Genomic DNA, 25,364 nt, shown 5'->3' on the forward strand with positions numbered 1-25,364 from the left:
AAAAGCATAAATATATATATCAAGAATTTAAAAATAACTTCTCATAATCATTCACTATTTTCTCCCAAGAATACTCATGAATAATTCGATCTTTAGCTTTGTTGCTTAACTTATCAATTTCATCTTCAGAATAAGCCTCTACTTCTTGAATTAAATTAACTAAATCGCCTTCTTCTTTAGAAAAATAAACCGCACCTTCTTCACCGACTTCTTTATTGAATACTACATCCAAAAGCATATTCAATTTCGTCGATGCTAACGCCTCTAATAATGATGGATTCGTTCCACCCACTTCATGACCATGGAAATAGGCAAATGCATCTTCACGAATTTTTCTTAATAAGTCTTGGTCATAAACAGTGCCAACAAATTTAATACGTGGATCTTTATTAAAATTCGTTTTTGTTAATAATTCTTGATAAAATTGATTTTCTTCAACATTCGAAATGATAACAAAATCTTTTTTAGAATTTGATTTCATAAACTCACGGACCATTAATTCATAGTTATTCTCTGGAACGAAACGACCAACTACTAAATAATATTCATTCCCAGCCACATCATACTGCTTATACCATTCAATTAACTTGCTGTCGTCCTCTTTTAAAAGAGAGGTTGTAACATCCGCACCATAGGCAATAAAAGTTGTCTTTGGTTCATGCTTTTTGTAATCCTTTTGAATATATGACTCAATACCTTTAGAATCACATACCAGTAAATCAGCATGCTTGACCATTAGATTTTCAGATATTTTCCAATAAGCTCTAATAGCTGGACTCCATTTACTTCTTTTCCATTCATGACCATCTGGATTTACAAAGACTTGAACACCCATTTTTTCTAACTTCTTTTTATAAAAAGAGAAAAATGGGCCAATACGACATGCGAGTATATATACAATACAGTTTTTAAGATTATTTTTTTTAATATAACTAATACACTCTCTTAAACTTAATATATCATATGCAACAGCTTTTGCACTCCCAATTTCAGGTGTCTTCACGTTGAAGCATCTGGCCTTATTATGCTGAAACTCTTCATTGTTATCCGCTAAGCAAGATACATGATACTGAATATCTTCACTTTGCTTTCGTTCCGTTAAATACTCTACAAACGTTTCAAATCCCCCATACTTCGCTGGGATTCCTTTCGATCCAATAATAAATACGTGTTTCATCTATTCTTCTCCCGCTCTTACCTCTTGATACAGGTTTATTATTTCTTTAGTATGTTGCTCCATTAAATGAGGAAAATCCAATTTCATTAGATTTTCCTTTACATAATCTAACAATGAAGTATTGTCAAGAATCATTGATAATTTATCAATAAAATCATATCCAGTTACTTTATATATAAAGCCAGTTTCTCCATCTCGTACTAAATCCTTGAAACCAACATATTCAGAGACCATAACTGGAACGCCATACGATTGTGCTTCTAACCCAATAAATCCAAAGGTTTCCTTACAAATGCTAGGTATAATTAGTAAATCAACTTCACTAAAAATATCTTTTAATTGACTATAGTTATATCGGCCATAAAAAGTGAAATATTCCGGATTATAAATGTCCGGATCATTTACAGAGTCACCATAAACCCCTAGGTGCCAATTAGTATATCCCTTTCCCTTTAAAGAATTCAATTTATCTTTCAAATTATAAAAACCTTTATAAGTATCTATAGGCCCTAAATATCCTAATTTAACTACTGAGCTGTCCCTTTTTTTAACAAGACACTCTTGACGATAATCAGAAATATCTTGATGACTAATAGAGACTATCTTCCCATTCACATCAAGATATTTTTCAAATTGCTCTTTTGCTATAGAACTATTGAAATGGAAGTAATCTACTAATTTAAATATTTTTAAATAATAATTTCTTAATTCTATATACTGCGTCGCTAAATACACATCTATTTCTCCAACCCCTTGTTCCACACTAGGAGCTGCATTATTATTTTTAGTTTGATTCTTTTTAATTTTCCTTAGCGATTTCACTATACTACTATCTTTTAAATAACGATATGGATACGATTGCATCACATGAACCATCGGAAGACTTAATGCATTCACATTACATTCTATACAGCTTTTCCCATCATTAAAATCATTACAAATGTTACCTTTTGAGTCCATCAAATTTACTTTTGGGCAAAGACCAAAATAATCATGTGTAGTAAATACAATTTTTATGTTCAATCTCTTTGCTGTTTCAAAAAATTCTTTGTGTATCCCCATTAAGGTATGTACATGAATTACCTCTGGTTTTAATTCTATTAAAAATTCCTCATATACCTTATGATCTACTTCCTTCATAAAATGTTCAGGTTGATTAATCCCATTTAATAAAGGAATTGGTAAAGGATTAATTAATTCATATACCGATATACTTCCATATGGTTTATTTTTCTTAACAGCTGTCCTTTTCGAGAGCGTAAATTTCCCTGGATACAAAAGAAACACTTGATGCTCTTGTCCTTGTGAATGCATTAAATCTACTGAGTATTTTGTTAACCCACCTGTGCGATAAGGTGGTAATCCCAGTGAAATATGCAATATTTTCAATTTGTTCTCTCCTTAGTTTCGTCATAGGATTATAAATTTCCCACATTATTATTTATAAAAAATGAAGGTAATAAAATCTATCACCTTCATTTCAAAATCATTCTATTGAATGGTACTCATATTAATAGCCTCTATTACTTATAGAGTTGTATACTGCTTCGCAAAGTAACTCTTGTATTCACCTGATACAATCGCTTTCCACCATTCTTCATTATCTAAATACCACTGAATTGTTTGAGCAATTCCTGTTTCAAATGTATAAGTTGGTTTCCAACCTAACTTTTCTAGCTTTGTTGGATCAATTGCATAACGTTTATCATGACCTAAACGATCTTGAACAAACTCAATTAATTCTTCCGATTTGCCAAGTGTACTAATGATAGTTTTTACTACTTCTAAATTTGTACGCTCATTATGTCCACCAACATTATAAACATCTCCATTTGCACCCTCATGCATAACTAGGTCAATTGCGGCACAATGATCAATAACGTGTAACCAATCACGAATATTTTTGCCGTCCCCATATACAGGAACCTTTTCATTATTTAATACACGTGAAATTGTTAATGGAATTAATTTTTCTGGAAAATGGAATGGTCCATAATTGTTTGAGCAACGTGTAATGTTAATTGGTAATCCAAATGTTTCATGATATGCTCGAACTAATAGGTCTGAAGAAGCTTTACTTGCGCTATATGGGCTATTTGGTTGTAAAGGCGTCTCTTCTGTAAAGAATGTAGTTGGATCAAAATCTAATTCACCATATACTTCGTCTGTCGATACATGAACAAATTTAGTAATACCAAACGCTTTTGCTGCATCTAATAATACTTGTGTCCCTAATACATTGGTACTAATAAATACTTCAGGTTCAGCAATAGAACGATCCACATGACTCTCTGCAGCAAAATGCACAACATAATCGAATTTTTCTTGTTCAAATAGTTGGTTTACTGCTTGACGGTCTACAATATCAACCTTAGCGAACGAATAATTATCTTTGTCCTCAATATCTTTATGCTTTGTTAAATCTCCCGCATATGTCAATACATCTAAATTTACAATATCATAATCTGGATATTTATTTACCATATACTGTACAAAGTTTCCTCCGATAAAACCTGCGCCACCTGTTACTAATACTTTCTTTTTTTCCATCTTATTTCACCTCTTGCTGTAATTGTGTAATATAATGTTTTGTCGCTTTCTTCCAATCTTGTAATGGCTCAAATCCATTATCAATTAATTTCTGCTTAGACATACGTGAATTTTTAGGACGTACTGCACGAGTAGGATACTCTTCTGTTGTAATACTATTTACTTTCACATCTTGTCCTGCTATTTTAAAAATTTCTTGTGCAAATTCAGCCCAACTACAGAAACCTTCATTTGTAGCATGATATGTACCATATTTCTCTGTTACAACCATATCAACTAACAACCGAGCTAAATCATACGTGTAAGTTGGTGATCCTATTTGATCTCCCACAACGTTCAGTTCATTACGTGTTTCACCTAAACGAAGCATCGTTTTAATGAAGTTATTTCCATTAATACCGAATACCCATGAAATACGCACAATAAAGTTGTTATCTATTAAACTTCTAACTACTTTTTCCCCCTCATGCTTTGTTAAACCATAGTACCCAACCGGATTAGGCGCATCAGTTTCTACAAATGCATGAGTTCCTTCTCCATCAAATACATAATCTGTACTAATATAAACAAATTTAGCATTTAATTTTTTTGCTGCTGTCGCAAGATATTTTGTACCTTCTACATTCACATTCCAACAAAGTTCTTTATCATCTTCAGATTTATCAACAGCCGTATATGCTGCACAATGAATAATTGCATCTGGTTTTACTTTATCTACAAATTCATCAACCGCAGCTTCGTTTGTAATATCTAAATCTTCTATTCCAATACCTTGCATTTCTAATCCTTGCTTCTCTCCACGTTTTACTACGTCATATCCAAGCTGACCATTATAACCGGTTACTAAAATTTTCATTTTTTACTCCCCGTATACAAAGTTATTTTCTGCTTCTTTTAATGAAGGTGCTTTTTCGTCTTTTTCAGATAGCACTGGTTGAATTTCCATTGGCCACTCTACACCAACCTCAGCATCGTTCCATATGATTCCTCGATCGCATTCAGGTGCATACAATTCATCAACCTTATACTGCACCTCAACATCATCCGTTAATGTCATAAATCCATGTGCAAATCCTTTTGGAATTAATAACTGTTTTTTATTCTCAGCACTTAACTCAATACCGAACCATTGACCGTATGTAGGGCTTCCCTTACGAATATCTACTGCAACATCAAATATTGACCCACGTGTACAACGTACTAGCTTGGTTTGTGCTTTAGGGTTTAATTGATAGTGTAAACCACGAAGTGTTCCTTTGGTTGCAGAAAATGATTGATTATCTTGTACAAATTGTAAATCAATACCTGCTTCTCTCATTGCCTGATCACTAAAAGTTTCCATGAACCAACCACGGTGATCTCCAAATACTTTTGGTTCAATTACCTTTACACCTAACAAATTTGTATCTACAATTTTCATTATGTTCACTCCAAATTAGTATTTAATACCACCGTTTGCTACTTTTAATAAATATTGACCATAGCCATTTTTAGAGCATTGATCACCTGATTCAATTAAAGTTTCTTTATTAATCCATCCATTAATAAAACCAATTTCTTCAAGTGCTGCGATTTTAATTCCTTGATGATCTTCAACTGTTTTTACAAAGTTTGTTGCATCCACAAGACTTTGATGTGTACCTGTATCTAACCATGTAAATCCACGTCCTAATAATTCAACCTCTAATTCACCCTTATTTAAATACGCTTCATTTATAGATGTAATTTCTAATTCACCACGTGCCGATGGCTTAACATTTTTCGCAATTTCAACTACACGATTATCGTAGAAATATAGACCAGTAATTGCATAATTCGATTTTGGCTCTTCTGGTTTTTCTTCTACGCTCAATACCTTCCCATTCTCATCAAATTCAACTACACCAAAACGCTCTGGATCATGTACATGATAACCAAATACTGTAGCTCCACTTTCTTTTTGAGCTGCACGCTGTAACATTTTTCTCATCCCGCTACCATAATAAATGTTGTCTCCTAATACCATAGCTACAGAATCATCACCAATAAATTCTTCACCAATAATAAATGCTTGTGCTAATCCATCTGGACTAGGTTGTACTTTATATTGAAGAGAAATACCAAATTGAGATCCATCTCCTAACAAAGATTCAAAACGTGGTGTATCCTCTGGTGTTGAAATAATTAAAATTTCACGAATTCCCGCTAACATCAATGTAGATAGTGGGTAATAAATCATTGGTTTATCGTATATAGGTAACAATTGTTTACTTGTTACCATTGTTAATGGATATAATCTTGTTCCACTTCCACCTGCTAAAATAATGCCTTTCATTCTTTACAGCTCCTATTCTAGTTTTTACAATCTATTAAAACTTCAAAATCACTGAGAATTATTCTTAACTTTTAACGCTCCTAAAATTAATTTTTTCTGTGTAAAGTAGGACATGGAAATAAATACTACTCCACCTATAATCACAAGAATAAACAATTCAACTATAGAATATAAATCTAATTGCATTAAAACCTTTTTCGATCCAATTACTAACAAACACATCACAAAACCATTAAGTATAAGAATACAATGGTTTTTTAACATCTCTTTTCCACTATCTAATGGACCAATTTTCCTCTTGAGTTTATTATAGGATAGTACTAATGATATAATTGATGAAAGGACTGGTCCTATGGCTATAGCATAAACTTTAACGAAAGGAATTAAGAGAATAATTAAAATAATATTAATCGCTACCACAAATAATGAATTACGTGATGGAGTCCGCGTATCATTTAGACAATAGAAACTCCTGTATATATAGTCCCTAACAGTGTTAATGGGAAAAGATAGAAATAAAATTGCACTCATTAAATATACTTGTTTTGTATTTTCCGAACTAAAATTACCCCGCTCGAAAAGGATTTCTATAATGATATCGCCTACAGCAATAAACCCAAATACAATTGGGATAACTAATAAATTTGTCAAGCTTATATACGTAATCAAAGATTTCTTAGCATTATCAATACTCTCATCAAATTTTCTTGCCAAATTAGGATATAGTATCATAATGATATTTAAGATTATTAAGCTATGGAATATATTCACAACTTGATTTCCATATCCAAAGATTGATACATATCCAGTCCCAAAATAACTAGCAATAAAATTAGAAAACACTAAAGAAACTTGAAATGCTGCCGAACTTAATATAATGGGTAAAGTATTTTTCATTAACAATTTAAAAGTAGGATTGGAGAGCTTTAAACATAATTTCAATTCAAATGCTATCTTTCTTTGCTTTATCGCAACATAAATTGCTTCGACAATAAATGAAGCCCCTAATACAATTGTTATAGCATGCATATTAGGACTTGCTGAAAAAACAAAATAACTCACACTTACTATACCAGCCAATAAAGTTGCAATTTTAGGGTTAATAAAGTCTTCATTTGTCTGTAAAAATGCTGTAGAAATTCCTGTATACACCTTAAACAATTGTGAGATAGCTAAAATTAAAGTTAATTGAAATGTTAATACTTGTATTTCCCTAGCTTGTCCAGGTGTAAACAAACTAATTAGCGGATAACCAAGTATAAAAAAGAATAAGATAAGAGACAAGCTAAATAGCCCTAGTACTGTTATAAATGTATTAATGGATTCTCTTTTTTCTCTAGAATCATCTAAATTTGACAATAACGGTATCAAAATAGTCGTAACGGCCGCTGAAACAATTCCCATAGTACTAACAGTAAGTACATTAGCTAAATTGTAAGAATCCATTTCAGCGCTAACACCAAAATGATTTGCCATTAACATATTTCTAAACATCATTAAAAGCTGCGTTATTATTGTTATAAGCGCTAATACTGAAAAAGATTTAATCAACTTCATAAATGTTCCACTCATTTTCTCAATAAATTATCTAAATGTAAAAAATGTCCTTGTGCCTTCTTTTCCAATTGAACAATTTCATCTTTTCTATATGCTTCTTCATCTTCAATAAGATTCTTTTTTACCTCTGCAACATTACCTATTGATATCTCTTCAAGCCTCATATACTCTACATCTATCCCTAAAAATTTCATTGTATTTAATGTTTTTTCACTATATATCACAGGATAAATAGTTTGACCATTAATTAGAGATATAATTAGTGAATGGAATCTAGCTGTTATCATCGAGTCACATTGAGAGTATTTTCCTAAAAAGGATTTTATATTTCCATCATAAGAAATAACCTCTACTTCTTTTTGAACATTATTGTCCAATTTCTTAATTACTTTATTTATAATTTTATAATCACTAATCTCACTAGTATTTTGAAAGGCAAAAATTCTTATTTTTTTATTTTCATTTACTAACTCTTTAATCAAATTTACATTAAAATCAATGTAGCCTTTTTCATTATTATTCTTAGGCCAATTGATTATTGAAATCCCTACAATATTAGATTTTCCACTCTCTCTTTCATAACATTTCTTCGACAAGACAATATCCGGATGTACAGTAATATTAATACCTTTATCTTTTAGTAAGTCGAAAGAATATTGATCCCTAACTGTCATATGTGTGAGTTTCTTAAAGGTTCTCAAATATTTTTCTTTATATTCTACCGTTTCATATGGACCAAAATTACATCCTAATACAAATGTAGATTTTTTAAATAATTTAAATATAGAAACTGTTAAATTAAATTTCCTCCATGCTTTCTTCCAATATTCAGGTTCTTGAAACATTGAACCTCCAATAAATACATAAGCATCATATTTTATAATATTTCGCAAAACTTCCTTGCGGCTTTTATAATTTACACGAGGATGATTAGTAAAAGCCTTACATGCCATTTCATCACATAGCATAAAATCAAAAGTAACATTTTTATATCTATCTACTAAAATATCGAGGAATAAATCATCCCCCAAATTATTATTGAAATATGCATCTACTGCTACTCTCACTCTATTCACACTTCCTTTATATCTCGCTCTAATAAACTTGCTTCTTCTTAATGATTTTATTTTTTAATATCACCATTTTTTTCAATAGTCTTTTTCCTTTAGAGGAATTAATTATATAATTAATATATCTTAAATATGGAGCAATTTTAAAAACTGGGATATCCAAATTATCTATATCATCAGCATCATATTTTAAACAATAATTCACAAATTGCTTCATTATTTTCAAATCTCTAATTAAAGATTTAGAATCAACTTCCTTTTTAATCCTTAATAATATGTAAAACTCACCTAATAACATATTGCGGTAATCTGTCATTGTGTTATTTTCATGAACAAATACATTAGCTCCATAATAATCTGTCTGTGAAAATATATTTACCTTTAATAATGTTTTCACCCAGAAATACCAATCTTCACAATAAGATAACTTTTCGGGATAATGGCCTGCTAATTCTTTTTTAAAAATAACTGAGTGAATTGGAAATAAATTTTTCCTTAATAATAACTTGTCCATTTTTTTTCTAGAAAGAGATTTAGCTTGTATTTTCGTTATCAATTGATTTCTCTTCCAGTAATTAGTTCCACATTGTACCGCATCAATTTCGGAATTCCCTTCCAATAAATGTATTGCTTTTTCAATTTTTTTCGGATCTATTGTATCGTCCGAATCTAAGAATTGAATATATTTCCCTTCAGCTAATTTCAATCCTGTATTTCTTGCTATAGATCTACCTTGATTTTCATAAAAGTTATATTTAATTCTAGAATCTTCAATTGATTTTACAATATTACCTGTGTTATCACTTGAACCATCATCTATAACAATTATTTCTATATCCTTATATGTTTGATTCAGGCAAGAATAAATAGTGCTTTTTATTGTATTCTCTGAATTATAAGCAGGAATTATAATTGAAACCTTACTCAAATTTAAATTCCCCCCTCTAAAAATTTTTACTACTTTCAACTTAATAAATGGCCCACATAAATAAAAAGTCCCTAAAAATTTAAAGGGACTTTTTATTTATAGGCAGATTCTTTTCAGTCAAAAATTATAATTTTTCAATTAATCTTAGTATTTCCTGTTTCTGTTTTACTATTGTTTTTCACAAAAAGTGCTACAAATAAAATTAAAATCGCTACCATAAACATAGTGTAATGATCTCTAAACGGTTGCGTTACGAAAGATAGAAAAGCAAATATAACGATGAAAGTTATATATAAGCTAACTGCTTGAATATCAAATTTCCGCTTTAAAGCCCCAACTGCAACTAAGGCATAGATATTCAGATTAACCAGATAATACCAAATACCACCTTGAATTAGCATTAAAGAAAAACTATTTATGCCTAAATTTTTATGAATCATTTGAGTTTTAAAATCAATATTATTTATCCCCAATCCTAAGCCATCCGCATGATAGTATTTAAATGCTAGATAATTCAAATAGGCACGTTCATTATGGGTATTCAGAGCAGCATTTGTATCAAAATCTAAAGCTACTTCAATTAAACTATCTACCTGTTCCTTTACTATTTCTATATACTCATACATTATAAGCCCAATTATAACGCCTATGCCACCTAGAATAAGTAATTTAACAACAGCCTTAACAGTGATTTTATTGCATAAAAACACATATCCTAAAATTACTGCTATAAATAAAATTGCAGTTGGGATAAACGCCTTATTTTCATTAAAATATGATAAAAGTAACATAATCGGAACCTCTAGTACAAACATAAGAAACCACTTTTTATTGCGAGTTATCAAGTAAAATAATATGTTACCTATTAACAAACTCACCCAAAAAACATTTAAAATTCCTGTTCCAAATGGTCCCATAAATCCTGTCATATGATCAAAATTATACATTCCCCATGATAGAAAACGTCCCATCATAAAGTTTTCAGTTAAAAATTGTATTACTATAATAGGAGTGTTTATCCAAAAATAAACATTCAAAAATAGTATCACTTTTCTGGATGTTTGTAAAAGAATATCAAAAGAATATTTCTGATTTAAATATGAAAAATATATTATTAATGTGATTGGCATAAGGGCCATCATAATATTATCAGAAAAGACTTTACCCGCTCCATATTCCATCACATTTAAAGACACACAGAAAATAAAAATACACACTGATATAAAATACCAAAGGTACATCCCTAAACTTTTCTTATTAATTTGTACAAGATTAACAAAAACATATATTAACAGAAATATATCCAATATATACCATTGTTCGTAGAAGACCTTAATATACCTTAAAAAGAATACTCCTATAAGAAGCATGAAAATGATGAACTGATCTACTTTTTTCATTTTCCAAACCTTTCAAAATTAATTATTCATTTCGTCCTGAATTTTACTACATATATTCTTCACATTTTTATCAAATAATAAAAACCTCTTCACATTAAAAGGATGAATCCAGTGCTTCTTATAAAGCTTTTTCTTATTCTGAGCGATTAGATTTGCTTTTTCGCCCTTAAAAGATGTACTACCATAATGAAAAATAAATGTATCATCCGCTAAAACATTTTTATAACCACTTTTGATTACTCGACATGAAAAATCTTCTTCTTCTCCATATCCCATTCCAAAAGAATCATCATCAAAAAAACCAACCTCATTAATTATGCTTCTTTTAATATACATTGCATGTCCTACAGCTGTAGGTAGAGTTGGATATACCCTTTCTGAGACTCTCTCCACTAAATTGGAAAATTCTCCAATTGTATACCCTTCCGGTAATTTATTATCTTGGTTAAAATACGGAACCGAAGCGATCGTACCATTATTAGTTAACGCTGTCACTGTACCAACTTTTTCATTTGAATATGCAGCATTATACATTTTATCAATCCAATTTTCTGTAACAACAGTATCAGAATTTAATAAAATCACATCATTCTCAGATAATTTCATTCCTCTATTGACAGTTTTAACAAAACCTAAATTACTCTCATTATTTAAAATCGTAACACGTCTATCATCAATACTATTTAATAATTCAAAAATATGCTCATTTGGTGACTTATCATTTATAAAAATAAAATGATGCTCTACTAAATTTTTAGATTTCAATAACGATTCAATGCACTCTCTTGTTTCTTCGTACCCATTATAAACAGGTATAATCACATCTATCATTTTACACCCCTAAATTATGCTCTAATTTCTAGCTTATCTTTTTTCACTAGTTTTCATTCTTTATACATGCAGGAAGATTTTTATCTCTAAATTTATATATTCACGCTCTTTTTTAAAATAAAAGGAACTAAGAATCTTAATATGCTTCCTTACTACAAAATACTTCTTTCACTGTTTTAAAAATAATAAAAATATCAAATAGAATCGAACCTTTTTCTATATATTGTAAGTCTAATTGAACCATTTCTTTAAACCCAAGATTATTTCTGCCACTTACCTGCCAAAGTCCTGTACAACCTGGAATTACTAATAATCTTTGTTTATCATATGCTGTATATTCCTTTACCTCACGTGGTAAAGGGGGCCTTGGACCTACAAGACTCATTTCACCTTTTAAAACATTAATTAATTGTGGCAACTCATCTAAACTCGTTCTCCTAATAAATTTCCCTATTTTTGTTATCCTTGGATCTTCTTTCATTTTAAACATTGCACCGGATACTTCATTGTATTGTAATAAATCTTTGAGTCTTTCTTCCGCATCCGCAACCATAGAGCGAAATTTATACATATGAAACTCTTTTCCATCTTTACCTACACGAATTTGCTTAAAAAACACCGTTCCTTTTGGATCTTCATATTTAATAATCAACGCTATAACTAAAAAGAGCGGTGATAATAAAATCAAGCCACATAAAGCCCCTATAAAATCCATGCAACGTTTAGTAAATAAATACCCTTTACGAGCATTTACAACTTCCCAATCTATTTTTTTCTCATTTACTTCTGTGACATCCCCATCAGATAATTTTACTAAGGTCAAAACTCTTCCACCCCACTTTTATATATGTATATTTTCTTTTTCAACAAGGCTACTCATATATTCCATTAATTCGCCTTTCAGCTCTTCATTCTGAAGTGCCATTTCAATCGTTGTTTTAATAAACCCAAACTTCTCCCCAACATCATAACGAGTTCCTTCAAAGTCATAAGCAAACACTCTTTGTATTTCATTTAACCTTTGAATCGCATCTGTTAATTGAATCTCCCCACCAGCACCTGTTTGTTGATTTTCAAGGAACATGAAAATTTCTGATGTTAATATGTAACGACCCATAATAGCTAAATTAGATGGTGCTGTACCTTCTGCCGGCTTTTCTACAAATTGACGCACTTGATAACGACGGTCATTTTGCTCAATCGGATCTATAATTCCATAACGATGCGTCTCATTTTCAGGCACCGTTTGTACACCAATTATAGATGACTGTGTACCTTCATATTGATCCATTAATTGGCGTAAACATGGTGTTTCTGCTTGGACAATATCATCACCAAGTAGTACTGCAAATGGTTCATTTCCAATAAATTTACGAGCACACCATACTGCATGCCCTAAACCTTTTGGTTCTTTTTGTCTTATGTAATGAATGTTAATTTTTGAAGAAGCTTGTACTTTTTCTAACATCTCATGCTTCCCTTTTTCTAGTAAACTTTGCTCCAATTCAAAAGAATGATCAAAATGATCTTCAATCGCGCGCTTTCCTTTTCCAGTAACAATAATAATATCTTCAATTCCTGATTCTATCGCTTCTTCTACTATGTATTGAATTGTCGGCTTATCAACGATCGGTAACATTTCTTTCGGCATTGCCTTTGTTGCTGGTAAAAATCTTGTTCCCAGGCCAGCTGCTGGAATAATTGCTTTTCTTACCTTTTTCAATTGTAGCCCTCCTATATCTTTTTATTCATATGTAACAATAACAAAAACCCTACCTATAGAGTCATATTTATAACTCTATAGGTAGAGTTTCTATTACAAATAAAATTATGGGCATCTAACCCATCCTCACGTCATACTCCCGACGACAAGCGTCTAAGGTAGGTTCGAAATAAAAATTTTCTACCCACAGCACGACCGAGTGCCCCCATTGATAACGGTTAGGAGACATCACCAATTTTTATTTAAAAAATACCGAACAATTTTTTACGACGAATTTGTTCCGGATCTTCTTTGTAAATTGCCTTCCCGCTAATTAATAAGTACGGATTTTCTTTCAAATCACTCATAACATTCATTCCGAATTCTTTCTCAATTAATTCATAGCTTTCCGCTAAATGAAATCCTCTTGATGTCGTGTTATGTGCATCTGAAGCGACCATATGTGTTAAATTATGTTCTACAAGTTGAAGTGAAAACTTTTTAATTTTTTTACCGAATTTCCCTAATAAACTACCTGCCGTTACTTGCGTTAATGCCCCTTTATTTACAATGTTATATAACTTATCTGGCCGCTCGATTAACTCGGCATTACGTTCCGGATGAACGATAATTGGAATCATTCCCTTTACACGCAGTTCATATAGTAGTTGTTCTGCATAACGAGGTACATGATTTGATGGGAATTCAATGAATATATATTTATTCGTCTCATTCAAGGTAACGATTTTACCAGCTTCATAGTCTTCTAATAAATCTCCATATAACCTGACCTCTTGCCCAGGTAAAATGGTAAGTGGAATATTATGGTGTTGTAGTTCATCATTTAATTGTTTTGCGTGATGAATAATTGAGGTACGTTCATTTACATATTTGCCATTTTGATGGTGCGGCGTTGCGACAATTGTATGTATTCCTTCCGCTACGGCTTGTTGCGCCATTGCTAAACTATCTGTTACTGTTTGTGCACCGTCATCGATGCCATGTAAAATGTGACAATGTAAATCAATCATTTATTTTATCCTCCCTCTCTTCTACTAATCTTTTTTTCCTTGAATATGAGACATCTCATATTCAAGGAAGAAAAGGAGATATGTTTCAACCATATCTCACTCTTTTAATTAGTTTGCACCGTAATAATAATATAATCCTTGTTCACGTTCACGGTCATTTAAAACAACACCTAACAATTTACCTTTTGCAGACTCCAATAACCCTTTTGCTTTTACTGCTGTTTCTTTCTCTGTTGATTCACTACGAACTACAAGAATAGAAGCATCACATACATTTGCCATAATTTGTGCGTCGGTAACAGCTAAAATTGGCGGCATATCAAAAATAACTAGATCATACATACTGTATGCTTGTCCAAGAAGTTCTTTCATTGATTTTGAACCTAATAATTCAGCTGGATTTGGTGGGATTGGACCACATGCTAAAAAGTGTAGATTATCAACTAATGTTGTTTGCACACATTTTTCTAAACGTTCACTATGTGTTAGTACATTCGTAAGTCCAAAAATGTTATCTACTTGGAACATTTGATGCATTGCAGGTTTACGCATATCTGCATCAATTAATAAAACCTTTTTTCCTTGTTGAGCAAAAACAACTGCCATATTCGCTGTCGTTGTCGTTTTCCCTTCACTTGGGTTTGCAGACGTGACCATTAATGAATGTAAATTCGTATCAACAGCTGCAAATTCAACATTCGTTCGAATATTACGATATTGCTCTGAAATTGGTGATTTCGGTTGTTGATGAGCAATTAATTGACGGCGTTGACGATGATTCTTTTTCTTTTTAAATAAATTAAGAGCCAATTGTTTGTCCCCTCACTTTTCTTGATGATGGAGCGTGTGATTTCACGTTCATTGTTTCTTCATCCATACGAGCTACAATCCCTAATACCGGTAAGCCAAGTAAGCTTTCTACATCCTCTTCCTTTTTCACTGTGTTATCTAAGTATTCTAGTAAGAATGCAAGACCTATTGAAGCCATTAAACCAATAACGAAAGCAATTGCTACATTTAGCATTGGACGTGGTTTAATTGGAGATAAATTTTCTGCAACTTCTGCTTTTGATAACACTGTTACGTTATCAATACTCATAATTTTAGCAACTTCACCTTTAAACACTTCTGCAGTTGTGTTAGCAATATCACGAGCTAGTTTTGGATCTTTATCTTGCGCAGTTAACGCCACTACTTGTGAGTCTTTCTCGTTAGCTACTTCAATTTTCTTGTTTAGCTCTTGTACTGTTATATTTAAACCTAGCTTTTCTTTCACTTGATCCAAAATAACAGGGCTCTTAATAATAACCTTATATGTATTTGTTAATTGAATATTTGTTTGCACTTCATTAAATTGAATTGCAGATCCTTCTTGCTTCTTCTGATTAACAAGAATTTGCGTCGAAGATTGATAGATTGGTGTCATGAAGAAAAAGCTAATGATAGCACTTACAATAGCTGCACCAAATGCAATTACGAGGATCATTGCTAAACGTTTTTTTAAGATATGAAATAACTCTTTTAAACTAATTGTTTCTTCCATAAGTTCCTCCAACTTTCTAAAATTTACACATAGGAAAAATTATAACATATAAATCTTACATTTTTTATTTTTAATAATTCAGTTCTATATTTGTTCACAAGAAACAAGTTTAATCTTACAAAATAATCTTAAATATGACAACACATTCCAATGATTTCCCAAAAATTTTATCATATCATGCTTTTTACATTGTATAACTTGATAAATAATTTTCAGAAAACAAAAAAGCCAACATTTTTTTTGTTGGCTTTTTCATATTTTAGTAATAACCATACTGCTCTTTTTCTTCTCTTTTATCGTTCAAAACAACACCTAGTAGTTTTCCTGATGCTTTATCTAATATTTGTTTCGCTTTTACGATTTTATCTTTTTCCGTCTTTTCACTTCGTACAACGAGTACGATTCCATCACATTTATTCGCAAGTATTTGTGCATCCGTAACCGCAAGGACAGGTGGTGTGTCAATTAATATAATATCAAACATGTTATATGCTTCTAGCAACGCCTCATCCATTGTCCGGCTCCCTAATAGTTCTGCTGGGTTTGGCGGGATTGGACCTGCTGCCATTAAGTATACGTTCTCTATATCTGTTTTTTGAATGCATTGCATAAGTTTTGCTTGTCCTGATAATAAGTTCGTTAACCCATTTGAATTATGAATGGCAAATAAGTTTTGTATCGTCGGCTTACGCAAATCAGCTCCAATTAATAAAACTTTCTTTCCTTGTTGTCCGAAAACAACTGCTAAGTTTGCGATTGTTGTTGTTTTCCCATCACCTGGATCGGCTGAAGTAACAATAATAGAACGAACATGATTATCTATAGATGTAAACTCAATGTTTGTGCGAATGTTGCGGTATTGTTCTGTAATACGCGATTTAGGCTCTTTATGTGTAATTAATTGTCGTAATGGTTTTCTTTTCTTTCTCCCGAACATATTCATAATCTCCTTTTGTGAAATGCGACATTTCCCTTTTCTCTCTCTTATGCTCGATTTCATACGTCTAATTAATATTCTTGCTGAGTTCCCCACATTTCATCATAATCAATAACCTTCTACTTTGTCTTATTTAAGTACCTTAACAATATGACAATGCCCTTATTTCTTTATTACCTTTATCACTTATCCTATTTTCTAGATAAATAATAAAGTAAGTATATGGTAATTACCATCTATTTACAAGATATTTTCTGATTAGTTTGTATATTATCGTCTCATCGTTATATAGCAGAAATTAAAAAATCCCCTTGTCTTTTCACAAGGAGATTTTTCAGTACTATCTATTCTTTTTTATCACCAATCGCAAATGTAATTTCTGCCTCACATGCAACTTCACCATCTACTGTTGCGATTGCTTTTCCTTTTCCAATTGGGCCGCGTACGCGTGTCATTTCTACTTCTAGACGAAGCTGATCACCTGGGCGTACTTGTTTTTTGAAACGGCAATTGTCGATACCTGCAAAGAAAGCAAGTCTTCCGCGGTTTTCTTCTTTCTTTAATACTGCAACTGCTCCGACTTGTGCTAATGCTTCTACAATAAGTACACCAGGCATAACTGCATAGTCAGGGAAGTGTCCGTTAAAGAATTCTTCGTTTGCGGATACATTTTTAATCCCAACCGCTCTTTTGCCTTCATCTACTTCTAATATTTTATCAACAAGTAAAAATGGATAGCGGTGAGGAATGATTTCTTTAATTTGTTCTATATTTAGCATGTAACAATCGCCCCTTTTGTAATATTGGTCTTACCACTTGGACATATTGCTATTATCCCATTTTGTTTATTGTTTGTCATTACAAAGTAACATTTTATATTTAGCACAACTTCCTAAAAAAAAATGCACACACTCTATTCCATTAAAATAGTTGCACATTTTTGCAACTGACACGGAGGTAGAAAAGAGTGTATGCCCAAATTAGGGAAAGGCAATATGTATTGAAACATTATTTGCCTTAATGTCGTATTCGACTCATTATATTATAAACGTTTTCAAATAAGGAAATATTAAATTTAACCATATATATGAATATTTTACCTGTTTCCTTCATATTTCTCTATTTTCCTTCCATTTTCGCAAAAAAACAAAATAAAAAAATATAAAAACGAAAAAAGAACTAAGGCATTAGCCTTAGTTCTTTCAAATTATCTCAAAGCACGCTTTGGTAATCTGTCGATATTCTCTAACATAATACCTGTACCAACCGCAACGCAGTGCATTGGGTTTTCAGCAATTAATACCGGTACTTTTAGTTCTTCTGCTAGAAGCATGTCGATACCGTGTAGTAAAGCTCCGCCACCTGTTAGAATAACACCGCGGTCGATGATATCTGCAGATAGTTCTGGTGGTGTGCGCTCTAATACGCCTTTTGCAGCTTGTACAATAACAGCTGCATTTTCTTTTAATGCTTCTGTAATTTCTTCAGAGCATACTGTAATTGTACGTGGTAAGCCTGTTACCATGTCACGTCCGCGAATTTCAAGCTCTTCGCTACGTGCACCTGGGAATACTGTACCAACTTTAATTTTAATATCTTCTGAAGTACGTTCTCCGATTAATAGCTTATACTTACGTTTAATATAGTTTAAGATCTCCATATCAAACTTATCGCCAGCCATTTTGATAGAGGAAGAGGTAACAATATCACCCATAGATAGTACAGCGATATCTGTTGTACCTCCACCAATATCAACAACCATGTTACCGCTTGGTTGGAAGATTTCCATACCAGCACCAACTGCGGCTACTTTTGGTTCTTCTTCTAAAAATACTGTTTTACCACCTGAACGCTCAGCAGCTTCACGAATTGCTTTTTGTTCTACTGATGTAATATTTGTTGGACAACAAATTAAAATACGAGGTTTTGAAAAGAAGCTCTTTACGTCCAATTTGTTAATGAAATACTTTAACATTGCTTCTGTAATTTCGAAATCTGCGATTACACCATCTTTAAGTGGACGAATTGCTACAATATTACCAGGCGTACGTCCCACCATGCTTCTCGCTTCTTCACCTACTGCTAATACTTTACCACTATTACGATCAATCGCCACAACAGATGGCTCATTTAATACAATACCCTTACCTTTAACATGAATTAATACGTTAGCCGTACCTAGGTCAATTCCGATATCTCGCGCAAACATTCCCGTTTTTTCCTCCTCGATATTCAAAATCAGGTTACACCCGAATTCTTTTCACCTAATTTCTGATTTTATCATAAATTTAACAGAAACGTAATATTCGCAAAAAGAATTCTTCTGAAAAATATTACCGAATGTGAACGGAATGTTTGCTACTGTAACATTATTGACGTACAGGCTTCTCTACATCTTCTTTTCTATACTTTTGTTTTGTTGCTTCTCCCCCTCTTAAATGACGAATAGACTTATGATAATCAAGAATTTCTTTCACTTCATTTGCGAGCTCTGGATTAATCTCTGGTAGACGTTCCGTTAAATCTTTATGGACTGTACTCTTTGATACCCCAAATTCCTTTGCAATGACACGCACTGTCTTTCTTGTCTCCACGATATACTTACCAATCTTGATAGTTCTCTCTTTGATGTAATCGTGCACACCACTCGCCTCCCTAATTTGGATGTGAGAAGGGTGAAATGAGCCTCGCTGCATACGACTAAGAAGTAAGTGTGAGTGCTGTTTGTAAGCGTTAAACATTCTTGGATTTATAATGAAATGATTCACGATTTCTCACCTCAAACACTCTCTTTGCTTTGGTTTATACCATTGTATTGCCCGCACTACTGATATATGCTACATGTTCACTATTTTTGCGGACTAAGTTAAGAAAAATTACATTTTTTTGTGAGAAATACGTTAACAGTGACTATTTTGGCGAAAAAAAATGACACCTTATATATAAGGCATCATTCTTCTCTTTCAAACTCTTCTTCTAATAATTGATGGTGGGGAACCTCTTTCTTACCGGCAATATAATAATATAAAGTGAATAAAACAAACAATAAAATAATAGCAGTCGACAGAACAAATAAAAATGACACAGTATCCCCTCCCTTTTGTAATATATATTCGAGAATCTCGTCATTTTTCCTTGTTATTGCAACTTTTTTCTCGAAATTGAGTATTTTTATATGGAAATAAAAAAATCAGCTCCCCTAGTGGGAGCTGATTTTTTCACTTTCTTATTCTTGTGAAGAAGAATCGTTAGATGATTCTGTAGAACCATTTGTTGATTTTTCTTCTTTCTTCGGTTCTTCTTTTTTGTCACTAGTTGAACCGCTTGTTGATTTCTCTTCTTTTTGAGACTTGTCTTCTGTTTTACTTTCTGGTTTCGTACTCGTTGACTTCTCTTCTTTTTGAGATTTGTCATCAGCTTTTTTACCAGAAGCATTCGTAGCCTTTGCAGCACCTGCATCAGCTTTAATTTCTGTTACTGATTTATTTAAGTAACGTTCAGGGTTCACAGCCACATTGTCTTTACGTACTTCAAAGTGAACGTGAGAACCTGCCTCTTTATTCATTGCACTTAGACCGGATGTTCCTAATACTTCACCTTGTGCAACTCTTGCACCTTTTTCTACTTTCACACTGCCTAAGCTTTGATAAGATACCGCTACACCATTTCCACTATCAACTGTTACAACATAACCAAGAAGTGAATCTTTTTCAGCTTTCGTTACTGTACCACTTAAAGCAGCAGCAACATTGAATTCTTTTCCATTCTTCGCAGCAATGTCAATTCCTTTGTTTGGGGAATATGTGTTGTTATAAAAGACAAGTGCTTTTTCTTGTTCCGCCTCAGTTGCTGCATCTTCATAGAATTTCTTCTGTACGACTACTTCCGCATTCGCGGCAGCTGGCATTTTCACTACTTCTGAAGATTTTGTTACTGGTACTGCTGGATCTTCCGATTGTGTATACGGTGTTGCTTGATCGTGGTTTGGAGTCTTCTTCGGATTAGCTCCTTGGAACCATAGCGCAACCATTAAGATTACCGCTGCACAAGCAATGTATAGTGCCGGAAACACCCATCTTTTTTGAAATAAATGTACTACCTTTTGCGACTTTTTATTATTTCTTCCTCGCATTCCATCATCACCTCAGCAATCATTTTGAACAATATTCACGTATCCTATACAACGTATAACTAATTACTTTTCGACAAAATCTGTAAAAATATGTATGAGAATTGCAAAATTTCCGAGGAAATGATAGAAAAAAGAAAAAACTGAGCACTTTTGGCTCAGTTTTTAATCTAATTGTTTCTTTTTATAAACAATAATACAAAGAATGATAAGGCATATAGTCCAAATTGTATTGTTTAAAATATGTTCTTGAATCGCAATAAATCCTTCTCCCTTTATAACTTTTTGCAATGCTTCCATAACATGATTTGTTGGAAGAAGATTAACTACTTTTATAATAAATTCATTCTTAACCATTTCCTTTAACATCGGCCCCATTATGAATATTAGAAAAATCGGGAGCCCCACTATGGATGTTTGTGCTATATTTTGGGATAGTAAGCCAACTATAGTACCTAAAACGACACATAACAATGTTCCTATTAAAATAATAATAACTAGCATACCAATATTTCCTTTAAAAGTATCTAAAATCACTAAACTAATAAAACTAGATGCTAGTACAAAAAATACAGTTAATACACTTTTCCCTAAAATAACTTCTATTGGACTTGCTGGAGACAACATTAATACTCGTAACGTGTGTTTTTCCTTCTCCTCTGCAATAATAATTGCTTGCACATAACTTCCCACCATGGTAATCGTCATTACAATAACAAAACCTGCAAAGAACTCTTTTATAGAATCCATATTACTATAGAATACAGCAAGTAGAATAGGTAATAGCGCCATTAATATAACTTGTGAGTTTTTACCTGCATCATTTATTTCTTTTCTTACAATAGCCGAAAACCGTTTCATTGAAAATGTCATTATAATCCCCTCCCAGTAACTTCAATAAAGATATCGCCTAGCGTTGGTTCGTGTGAATGAATAGATAACAGTTCGCCCTTTTTCATCCATTCTGAAATACGGTTTGCGCCTAATTCATCTTTTTGCACTACTTCTTTTTGTTTATCTTTTAATACGACCTCTATTTGATCCTTAGCGTATTGTAAGCGCAGGTTCTCTGGCGTATCCAGTGCTACAATTTCTCCGCCACACAGGAAGGCAATGCGGTTACAAAGCGTTTCTGCTTCATCCATGTTGTGAGTCGTTAAGAAAATCGTCGTTCCTTCTTTATTTAAGTCGTTTAAGATTTTATGAATGTTTTGTACGTTTACTGGATCAAGTGCAGATGTTGGTTCGTCTAAGAAGAGGATATCTGGTTTATGAAGGATTGCTCTCGCTAGCGTGACGCGTTGCTTCATTCCCTTTGATAATTTTTTTACTGGTGTTTTTTTATCATCTAATAGATTCACTTGCGCTAGTACTTCATCGATTCGTTCTTTTTTGCAATCATATAAGTCACAAAATAATAATAAGTTATCATAAATGCTAAGTCTCTCATATAAACCGCTGTTATCTGTTAAAATACCAATTCGTTTGTAATCGATGCTACTTGGTCCTGTAATATCTTTCCCTAATACTCTTACCGTTCCAACACTATGGAGCACTTGAGAAGTTAAAATTTTTACTGTTGTCGTCTTACCAGATCCACTCGGTCCGAGGAATCCAAATATCTCTCCTCGCTTCACCTCAATATTTACATTTTGAAGTGCCGTTTTTCCATCGAAACTTTTCATTACATCTTTCATTTCAATTGCCAATGTCATTTCTTCATCCCCTTTGTTTTTCTTCTTTATAGATGAAAGTCGCTTTAGCGCTTTTCGTTCGTTTGTTTCGCTTTTCTTGACTCAATCATATGAAAAACAAAGGGTTTACGCAGTAAAATACCGGTAAAAGGAGTATTTTTACCGTTGAATAAATCGCATGTTGAGCTTATTGGAGCACTTTTACAGTCCAATCACGCCTTTTAATTCATCCATGCGTCCTTTCGAAAGCGGGATTGAACTTTTTCTTTCGTCATCCAAAATTAAACTAAAACTATTACGAGTCCACGTAATCACTTCTCGTACTCTTTGTAAATTCACAAGATAAGAGCGGTGACATCTAAAGAAACCAAAACCTGTTAATCTTGCTTCTAGTTCACTTAATGTTAAGGCACATACGAAATCACCTTCACGAACGTGAATATGCGTTACTCCGTTTTGCGTTTCAATGAAATGGATTTCCATCGGATCAAGTAAAATGATTTTATCGTTCACTTTCGCAGGTATTCTTTCTAATTTCATTTGCGGAATCATTTGAATGACTTTTTCTTCACCGACTTCTTCCACTTCCTCTTGCTCAATTTCTATCTTTTTCACACCATCGTTGTTTAATATGTATACATCCTCTGTTAACGAAAGGGCATCCGATAGAAATGATGACGTAATAAAGATTGCCTTTCCTTGCTCTTTCATTTTCATAATTGCTTTTCGAATAATAACCGTACTCTCTATATCTACATTTTGCTCCGGTTCTTCCAAAATGATTAAATCCGGGTTATGAATCATCATTCGTCCAATATGAAGACGACGCTTCTCTGAAAATGATAGTTTTTCTATTTTAACGTTTAGCTTATCTAGGAGACCAACAGACTGCACAACTTCTTCTATACTTATCTTTGATTCATAAAGCCCTATTAAAAACTTAAAGTATTCTTTCACCTTCAAACGATCATATGCCTCATCTTTCAAAAAACAAAAACCGATGCGGGAATAATTTTTCTTTCCAATCACTTCTCCTTCAAACAGTACATTGCCAGTCGAAGCTTCTTCTTCACCAATAATAATGCGGTGTAACACTTTAGCTGTATGATTATTGCATTGCAAAACAATACATTGTCCTTTCTCAACCTTTAGCTCAATTGCCGGTAACTGGTTCGTCTTCCCTAATTGTTTCAACTCTAGTAACGCCATTTCATTTCCCCCAAATGCCTTTTTATCCTATTATATCAAACAGTTAATGGAAAATTATGATATTTTAAACAGAAAAAATAGATGCCAGAGTTCTGACACCTATTTCTTCACCATCAATTTTCCTTCATAATCATTCATCGTCTTTATTTCAACGCCTTTATAGTAATGAGCGACGATATCTGTATATTTCTTTCCTTCCGCTGCCATGCCGTTCGCCCCGTATTGACTCATACCAACGCCGTGACCGAAGCCTTTCGTCGTAACGATGATTTTATCTCCCTGTTGTTTCCACGTGAAATCAGACGAACGTAAATCTAACTTTTCACGAACTTCTTTTCCTGTTAATGTTTTTCCTTGAAAAGCTACATCCTTTACACGCTTTCCTTCCGTAAGGTCTTTAATATTTCCAATCTTCCCGTCTGCTAGCACTTTCACACCGAGACGTTTTTGAAAATCAGCTACTGTAAATGTTTGCTCGCTCGTAAACTTTGGAGAGGCTTGATCCCACGGACTATCTACACTTTTCAAGTACGGATAATCATTTCCCCAATAGTCAGCTGCATTTTCTGTTCGACCATTACTCGTTGAAAAGAAGGATGCTGAAATTGGTTTTCCATCATACGTTAAAACTTGTCCTGCTGTTTTCGAAACGGCTTCTTCGATTTTCTTCAAATTATTTTCGTAGTTATTGCCCCATTGCTTCTTCAATTCATCTTTGCTTTTGTACACTTGATCTTTCACCGTATCTGTCACGTCCGCATTATTTTTCTTCCCTCCGCTTAGCATACGTTGTACTACAAATGTTCTTGCTGCTAATGCCTGTGCCTTTAGTGCCTCTATTTCAAAACTGGCATTCATCTCAGAAGCTACTACACCTGTCACATACTCCTCCATAGGTAATGATTCTACCTTCTTTTGTTTCTCACGATATACAGCAACTTGAACAGCTGTATCTACTTTTCCTGGAGCTGGTATACTTTCTATCGCTGGAGGAGTTTTAGAGGCCGTTTCTTCCCCTACTTTTGCTTTCGCAAATGGAATAACAAGGGCTGCAGGTACAATAATAACGAGCGCTATTAAGAGCGCTACTGTAATAAAAAGTGGCTTTGAAAATTTCATCCTATTTTCCCCCAATATAAAAGCTTTACTCCATTTATTCTTATGGAACAACTCTTTCTTTTAGAACATACTTAAGGGGGAGAGTATAAAACAGAAATTTTCTAAATATTTTTACTGGTACGTGCATAAGTATAGAATTTATTGACTATAACAGTAATAACCCAAAAAAATAG

Annotated in this window: 26 protein-coding genes; all 26 read right to left on the minus strand. The window is 32.9% G+C overall.

What is annotated here, in order from left to right; all coding sequences use genetic code 11:
* Nucleotides 1–19: 19 nt before the first annotated feature.
* The 26 genes from cps2T to spoIID all read right to left on the minus strand — a co-directional run bounded on the left by cps2T (nucleotide 20) and on the right by spoIID (nucleotide 25,191).
* Complete coding sequence (gene cps2T / locus AC0OM3_RS19175) at nucleotides 20–1,177, minus strand: beta 1-4 rhamnosyltransferase Cps2T (protein WP_474212692.1); 1,158 nt, start codon at nucleotides 1,175–1,177, stop codon at nucleotides 20–22.
* Nucleotides 1,178–2,566: a glycosyltransferase gene (locus AC0OM3_RS19180; protein WP_098607237.1), complete on the minus strand. Its 1,389-nt coding sequence runs from the start codon at nucleotides 2,564–2,566 to the stop codon at nucleotides 1,178–1,180.
* Between the two features lie 138 nt (nucleotides 2,567–2,704).
* Nucleotides 2,705–3,727, minus strand: coding sequence for a dTDP-glucose 4,6-dehydratase (gene rfbB / locus AC0OM3_RS19185; protein ID WP_474212694.1), 1,023 nt, complete (start codon nucleotides 3,725–3,727; stop codon nucleotides 2,705–2,707).
* 1 nt (nucleotide 3,728) lies between these two features.
* On the minus strand, nucleotides 3,729–4,583 hold the full coding sequence (gene rfbD, locus AC0OM3_RS19190) for a dTDP-4-dehydrorhamnose reductase (RefSeq protein WP_474212696.1): 855 nt from the start codon (nucleotides 4,581–4,583) through the stop codon (nucleotides 3,729–3,731).
* Nucleotides 4,584–4,586: 3 nt separating this feature from the next.
* Nucleotides 4,587–5,147, minus strand: a complete 561-nt coding sequence (rfbC, locus tag AC0OM3_RS19195) for a dTDP-4-dehydrorhamnose 3,5-epimerase (protein ID WP_061655202.1) — start codon at nucleotides 5,145–5,147, stop codon at nucleotides 4,587–4,589.
* Between the two features lie 15 nt (nucleotides 5,148–5,162).
* Entirely contained in the window at nucleotides 5,163–6,041 is an 879-nt protein-coding gene (gene rfbA / locus AC0OM3_RS19200) for a glucose-1-phosphate thymidylyltransferase RfbA (RefSeq protein ID WP_000676103.1), read from the minus strand.
* A gap of 48 nt (nucleotides 6,042–6,089) precedes the next feature.
* Nucleotides 6,090–7,598 carry a murein biosynthesis integral membrane protein MurJ gene (murJ, locus tag AC0OM3_RS19205; protein ID WP_474212699.1) on the minus strand — a complete coding sequence of 503 codons (1,509 nt, stop codon included), beginning with the start codon at nucleotides 7,596–7,598 and terminating at the stop codon, nucleotides 6,090–6,092.
* Between the two features lie 11 nt (nucleotides 7,599–7,609).
* Nucleotides 7,610–8,665 (minus strand): polysaccharide pyruvyl transferase family protein, encoded by a 1,056-nt coding sequence (locus AC0OM3_RS19210; protein ID WP_474212701.1) that lies wholly within the window; start codon nucleotides 8,663–8,665, stop codon nucleotides 7,610–7,612.
* A 28-nt stretch (nucleotides 8,666–8,693) separates the two neighbouring features.
* Nucleotides 8,694–9,596 carry a glycosyltransferase family 2 protein gene (locus AC0OM3_RS19215; RefSeq protein ID WP_474212703.1) on the minus strand — a complete coding sequence of 301 codons (903 nt, stop codon included), beginning with the start codon at nucleotides 9,594–9,596 and terminating at the stop codon, nucleotides 8,694–8,696.
* Between the two features lie 134 nt (nucleotides 9,597–9,730).
* Complete coding sequence (locus AC0OM3_RS19220; protein ID WP_000754881.1) at nucleotides 9,731–10,996, minus strand: hypothetical protein; 1,266 nt, start codon at nucleotides 10,994–10,996, stop codon at nucleotides 9,731–9,733.
* Nucleotides 10,997–11,014: 18 nt separating this feature from the next.
* A complete protein-coding gene (locus AC0OM3_RS19225; protein WP_474212705.1) occupies nucleotides 11,015–11,827 on the minus strand; it encodes a glycosyltransferase family 2 protein in 813 nt (270 codons plus the stop codon).
* A gap of 136 nt (nucleotides 11,828–11,963) precedes the next feature.
* Nucleotides 11,964–12,650 carry a sugar transferase gene (locus AC0OM3_RS19230; RefSeq protein WP_474212707.1) on the minus strand — a complete coding sequence of 229 codons (687 nt, stop codon included), beginning with the start codon at nucleotides 12,648–12,650 and terminating at the stop codon, nucleotides 11,964–11,966.
* A gap of 18 nt (nucleotides 12,651–12,668) precedes the next feature.
* Nucleotides 12,669–13,550, minus strand: coding sequence for a UTP--glucose-1-phosphate uridylyltransferase BpsC (bpsC, locus tag AC0OM3_RS19235; RefSeq protein ID WP_098607246.1), 882 nt, complete (start codon nucleotides 13,548–13,550; stop codon nucleotides 12,669–12,671).
* Between the two features lie 242 nt (nucleotides 13,551–13,792).
* A complete protein-coding gene (locus AC0OM3_RS19240) occupies nucleotides 13,793–14,560 on the minus strand; it encodes a tyrosine-protein phosphatase (RefSeq protein WP_474212710.1) in 768 nt (255 codons plus the stop codon).
* A gap of 108 nt (nucleotides 14,561–14,668) precedes the next feature.
* On the minus strand, nucleotides 14,669–15,370 hold the full coding sequence (locus tag AC0OM3_RS19245) for a CpsD/CapB family tyrosine-protein kinase (protein ID WP_001207180.1): 702 nt from the start codon (nucleotides 15,368–15,370) through the stop codon (nucleotides 14,669–14,671).
* Complete coding sequence (locus AC0OM3_RS19250; protein WP_474212712.1) at nucleotides 15,360–16,103, minus strand: YveK family protein; 744 nt, start codon at nucleotides 16,101–16,103, stop codon at nucleotides 15,360–15,362. The genes AC0OM3_RS19245 and AC0OM3_RS19250 overlap by 11 nt, the downstream gene beginning before the upstream one ends.
* A gap of 259 nt (nucleotides 16,104–16,362) precedes the next feature.
* Complete coding sequence (locus tag AC0OM3_RS19255; RefSeq protein WP_474212714.1) at nucleotides 16,363–17,040, minus strand: CpsD/CapB family tyrosine-protein kinase; 678 nt, start codon at nucleotides 17,038–17,040, stop codon at nucleotides 16,363–16,365.
* Between the two features lie 344 nt (nucleotides 17,041–17,384).
* Nucleotides 17,385–17,819, minus strand: a complete 435-nt coding sequence (fabZ, locus tag AC0OM3_RS19260) for a 3-hydroxyacyl-ACP dehydratase FabZ (RefSeq protein ID WP_000931959.1) — start codon at nucleotides 17,817–17,819, stop codon at nucleotides 17,385–17,387.
* 428 nt (nucleotides 17,820–18,247) lie between these two features.
* On the minus strand, nucleotides 18,248–19,249 hold the full coding sequence (gene mreB, locus AC0OM3_RS19265; protein ID WP_000457978.1) for a rod shape-determining protein: 1,002 nt from the start codon (nucleotides 19,247–19,249) through the stop codon (nucleotides 18,248–18,250).
* A 160-nt stretch (nucleotides 19,250–19,409) separates the two neighbouring features.
* Nucleotides 19,410–19,682 carry a sporulation transcriptional regulator SpoIIID gene (gene spoIIID, locus AC0OM3_RS19270; protein WP_000544012.1) on the minus strand — a complete coding sequence of 91 codons (273 nt, stop codon included), beginning with the start codon at nucleotides 19,680–19,682 and terminating at the stop codon, nucleotides 19,410–19,412.
* A 308-nt stretch (nucleotides 19,683–19,990) separates the two neighbouring features.
* Nucleotides 19,991–20,125, minus strand: a complete 135-nt coding sequence (locus tag AC0OM3_RS19275; protein WP_000008901.1) for a hypothetical protein — start codon at nucleotides 20,123–20,125, stop codon at nucleotides 19,991–19,993.
* 141 nt (nucleotides 20,126–20,266) lie between these two features.
* Complete coding sequence (locus tag AC0OM3_RS19280) at nucleotides 20,267–21,172, minus strand: M23 family metallopeptidase (RefSeq protein WP_001214926.1); 906 nt, start codon at nucleotides 21,170–21,172, stop codon at nucleotides 20,267–20,269.
* 162 nt (nucleotides 21,173–21,334) lie between these two features.
* Entirely contained in the window at nucleotides 21,335–22,042 is a 708-nt protein-coding gene (locus AC0OM3_RS19285) for an ABC transporter permease (RefSeq protein ID WP_474212717.1), read from the minus strand.
* Complete coding sequence (locus AC0OM3_RS19290) at nucleotides 22,042–22,884, minus strand: ABC transporter ATP-binding protein (protein WP_474212719.1); 843 nt, start codon at nucleotides 22,882–22,884, stop codon at nucleotides 22,042–22,044. Before AC0OM3_RS19290 ends, AC0OM3_RS19285 begins: the two co-directional genes overlap by 1 nt.
* Before the next feature lie 180 nt (nucleotides 22,885–23,064).
* Nucleotides 23,065–24,072, minus strand: coding sequence for a LytTR family transcriptional regulator DNA-binding domain-containing protein (locus AC0OM3_RS19295; RefSeq protein ID WP_001185928.1), 1,008 nt, complete (start codon nucleotides 24,070–24,072; stop codon nucleotides 23,065–23,067).
* 99 nt (nucleotides 24,073–24,171) lie between these two features.
* A complete protein-coding gene (gene spoIID, locus AC0OM3_RS19300; RefSeq protein ID WP_000672650.1) occupies nucleotides 24,172–25,191 on the minus strand; it encodes a stage II sporulation protein D in 1,020 nt (339 codons plus the stop codon).
* Nucleotides 25,192–25,364 lie beyond the last annotated feature (173 nt).

This window comes from Bacillus sp. FAU20, assembly GCF_056033865.1.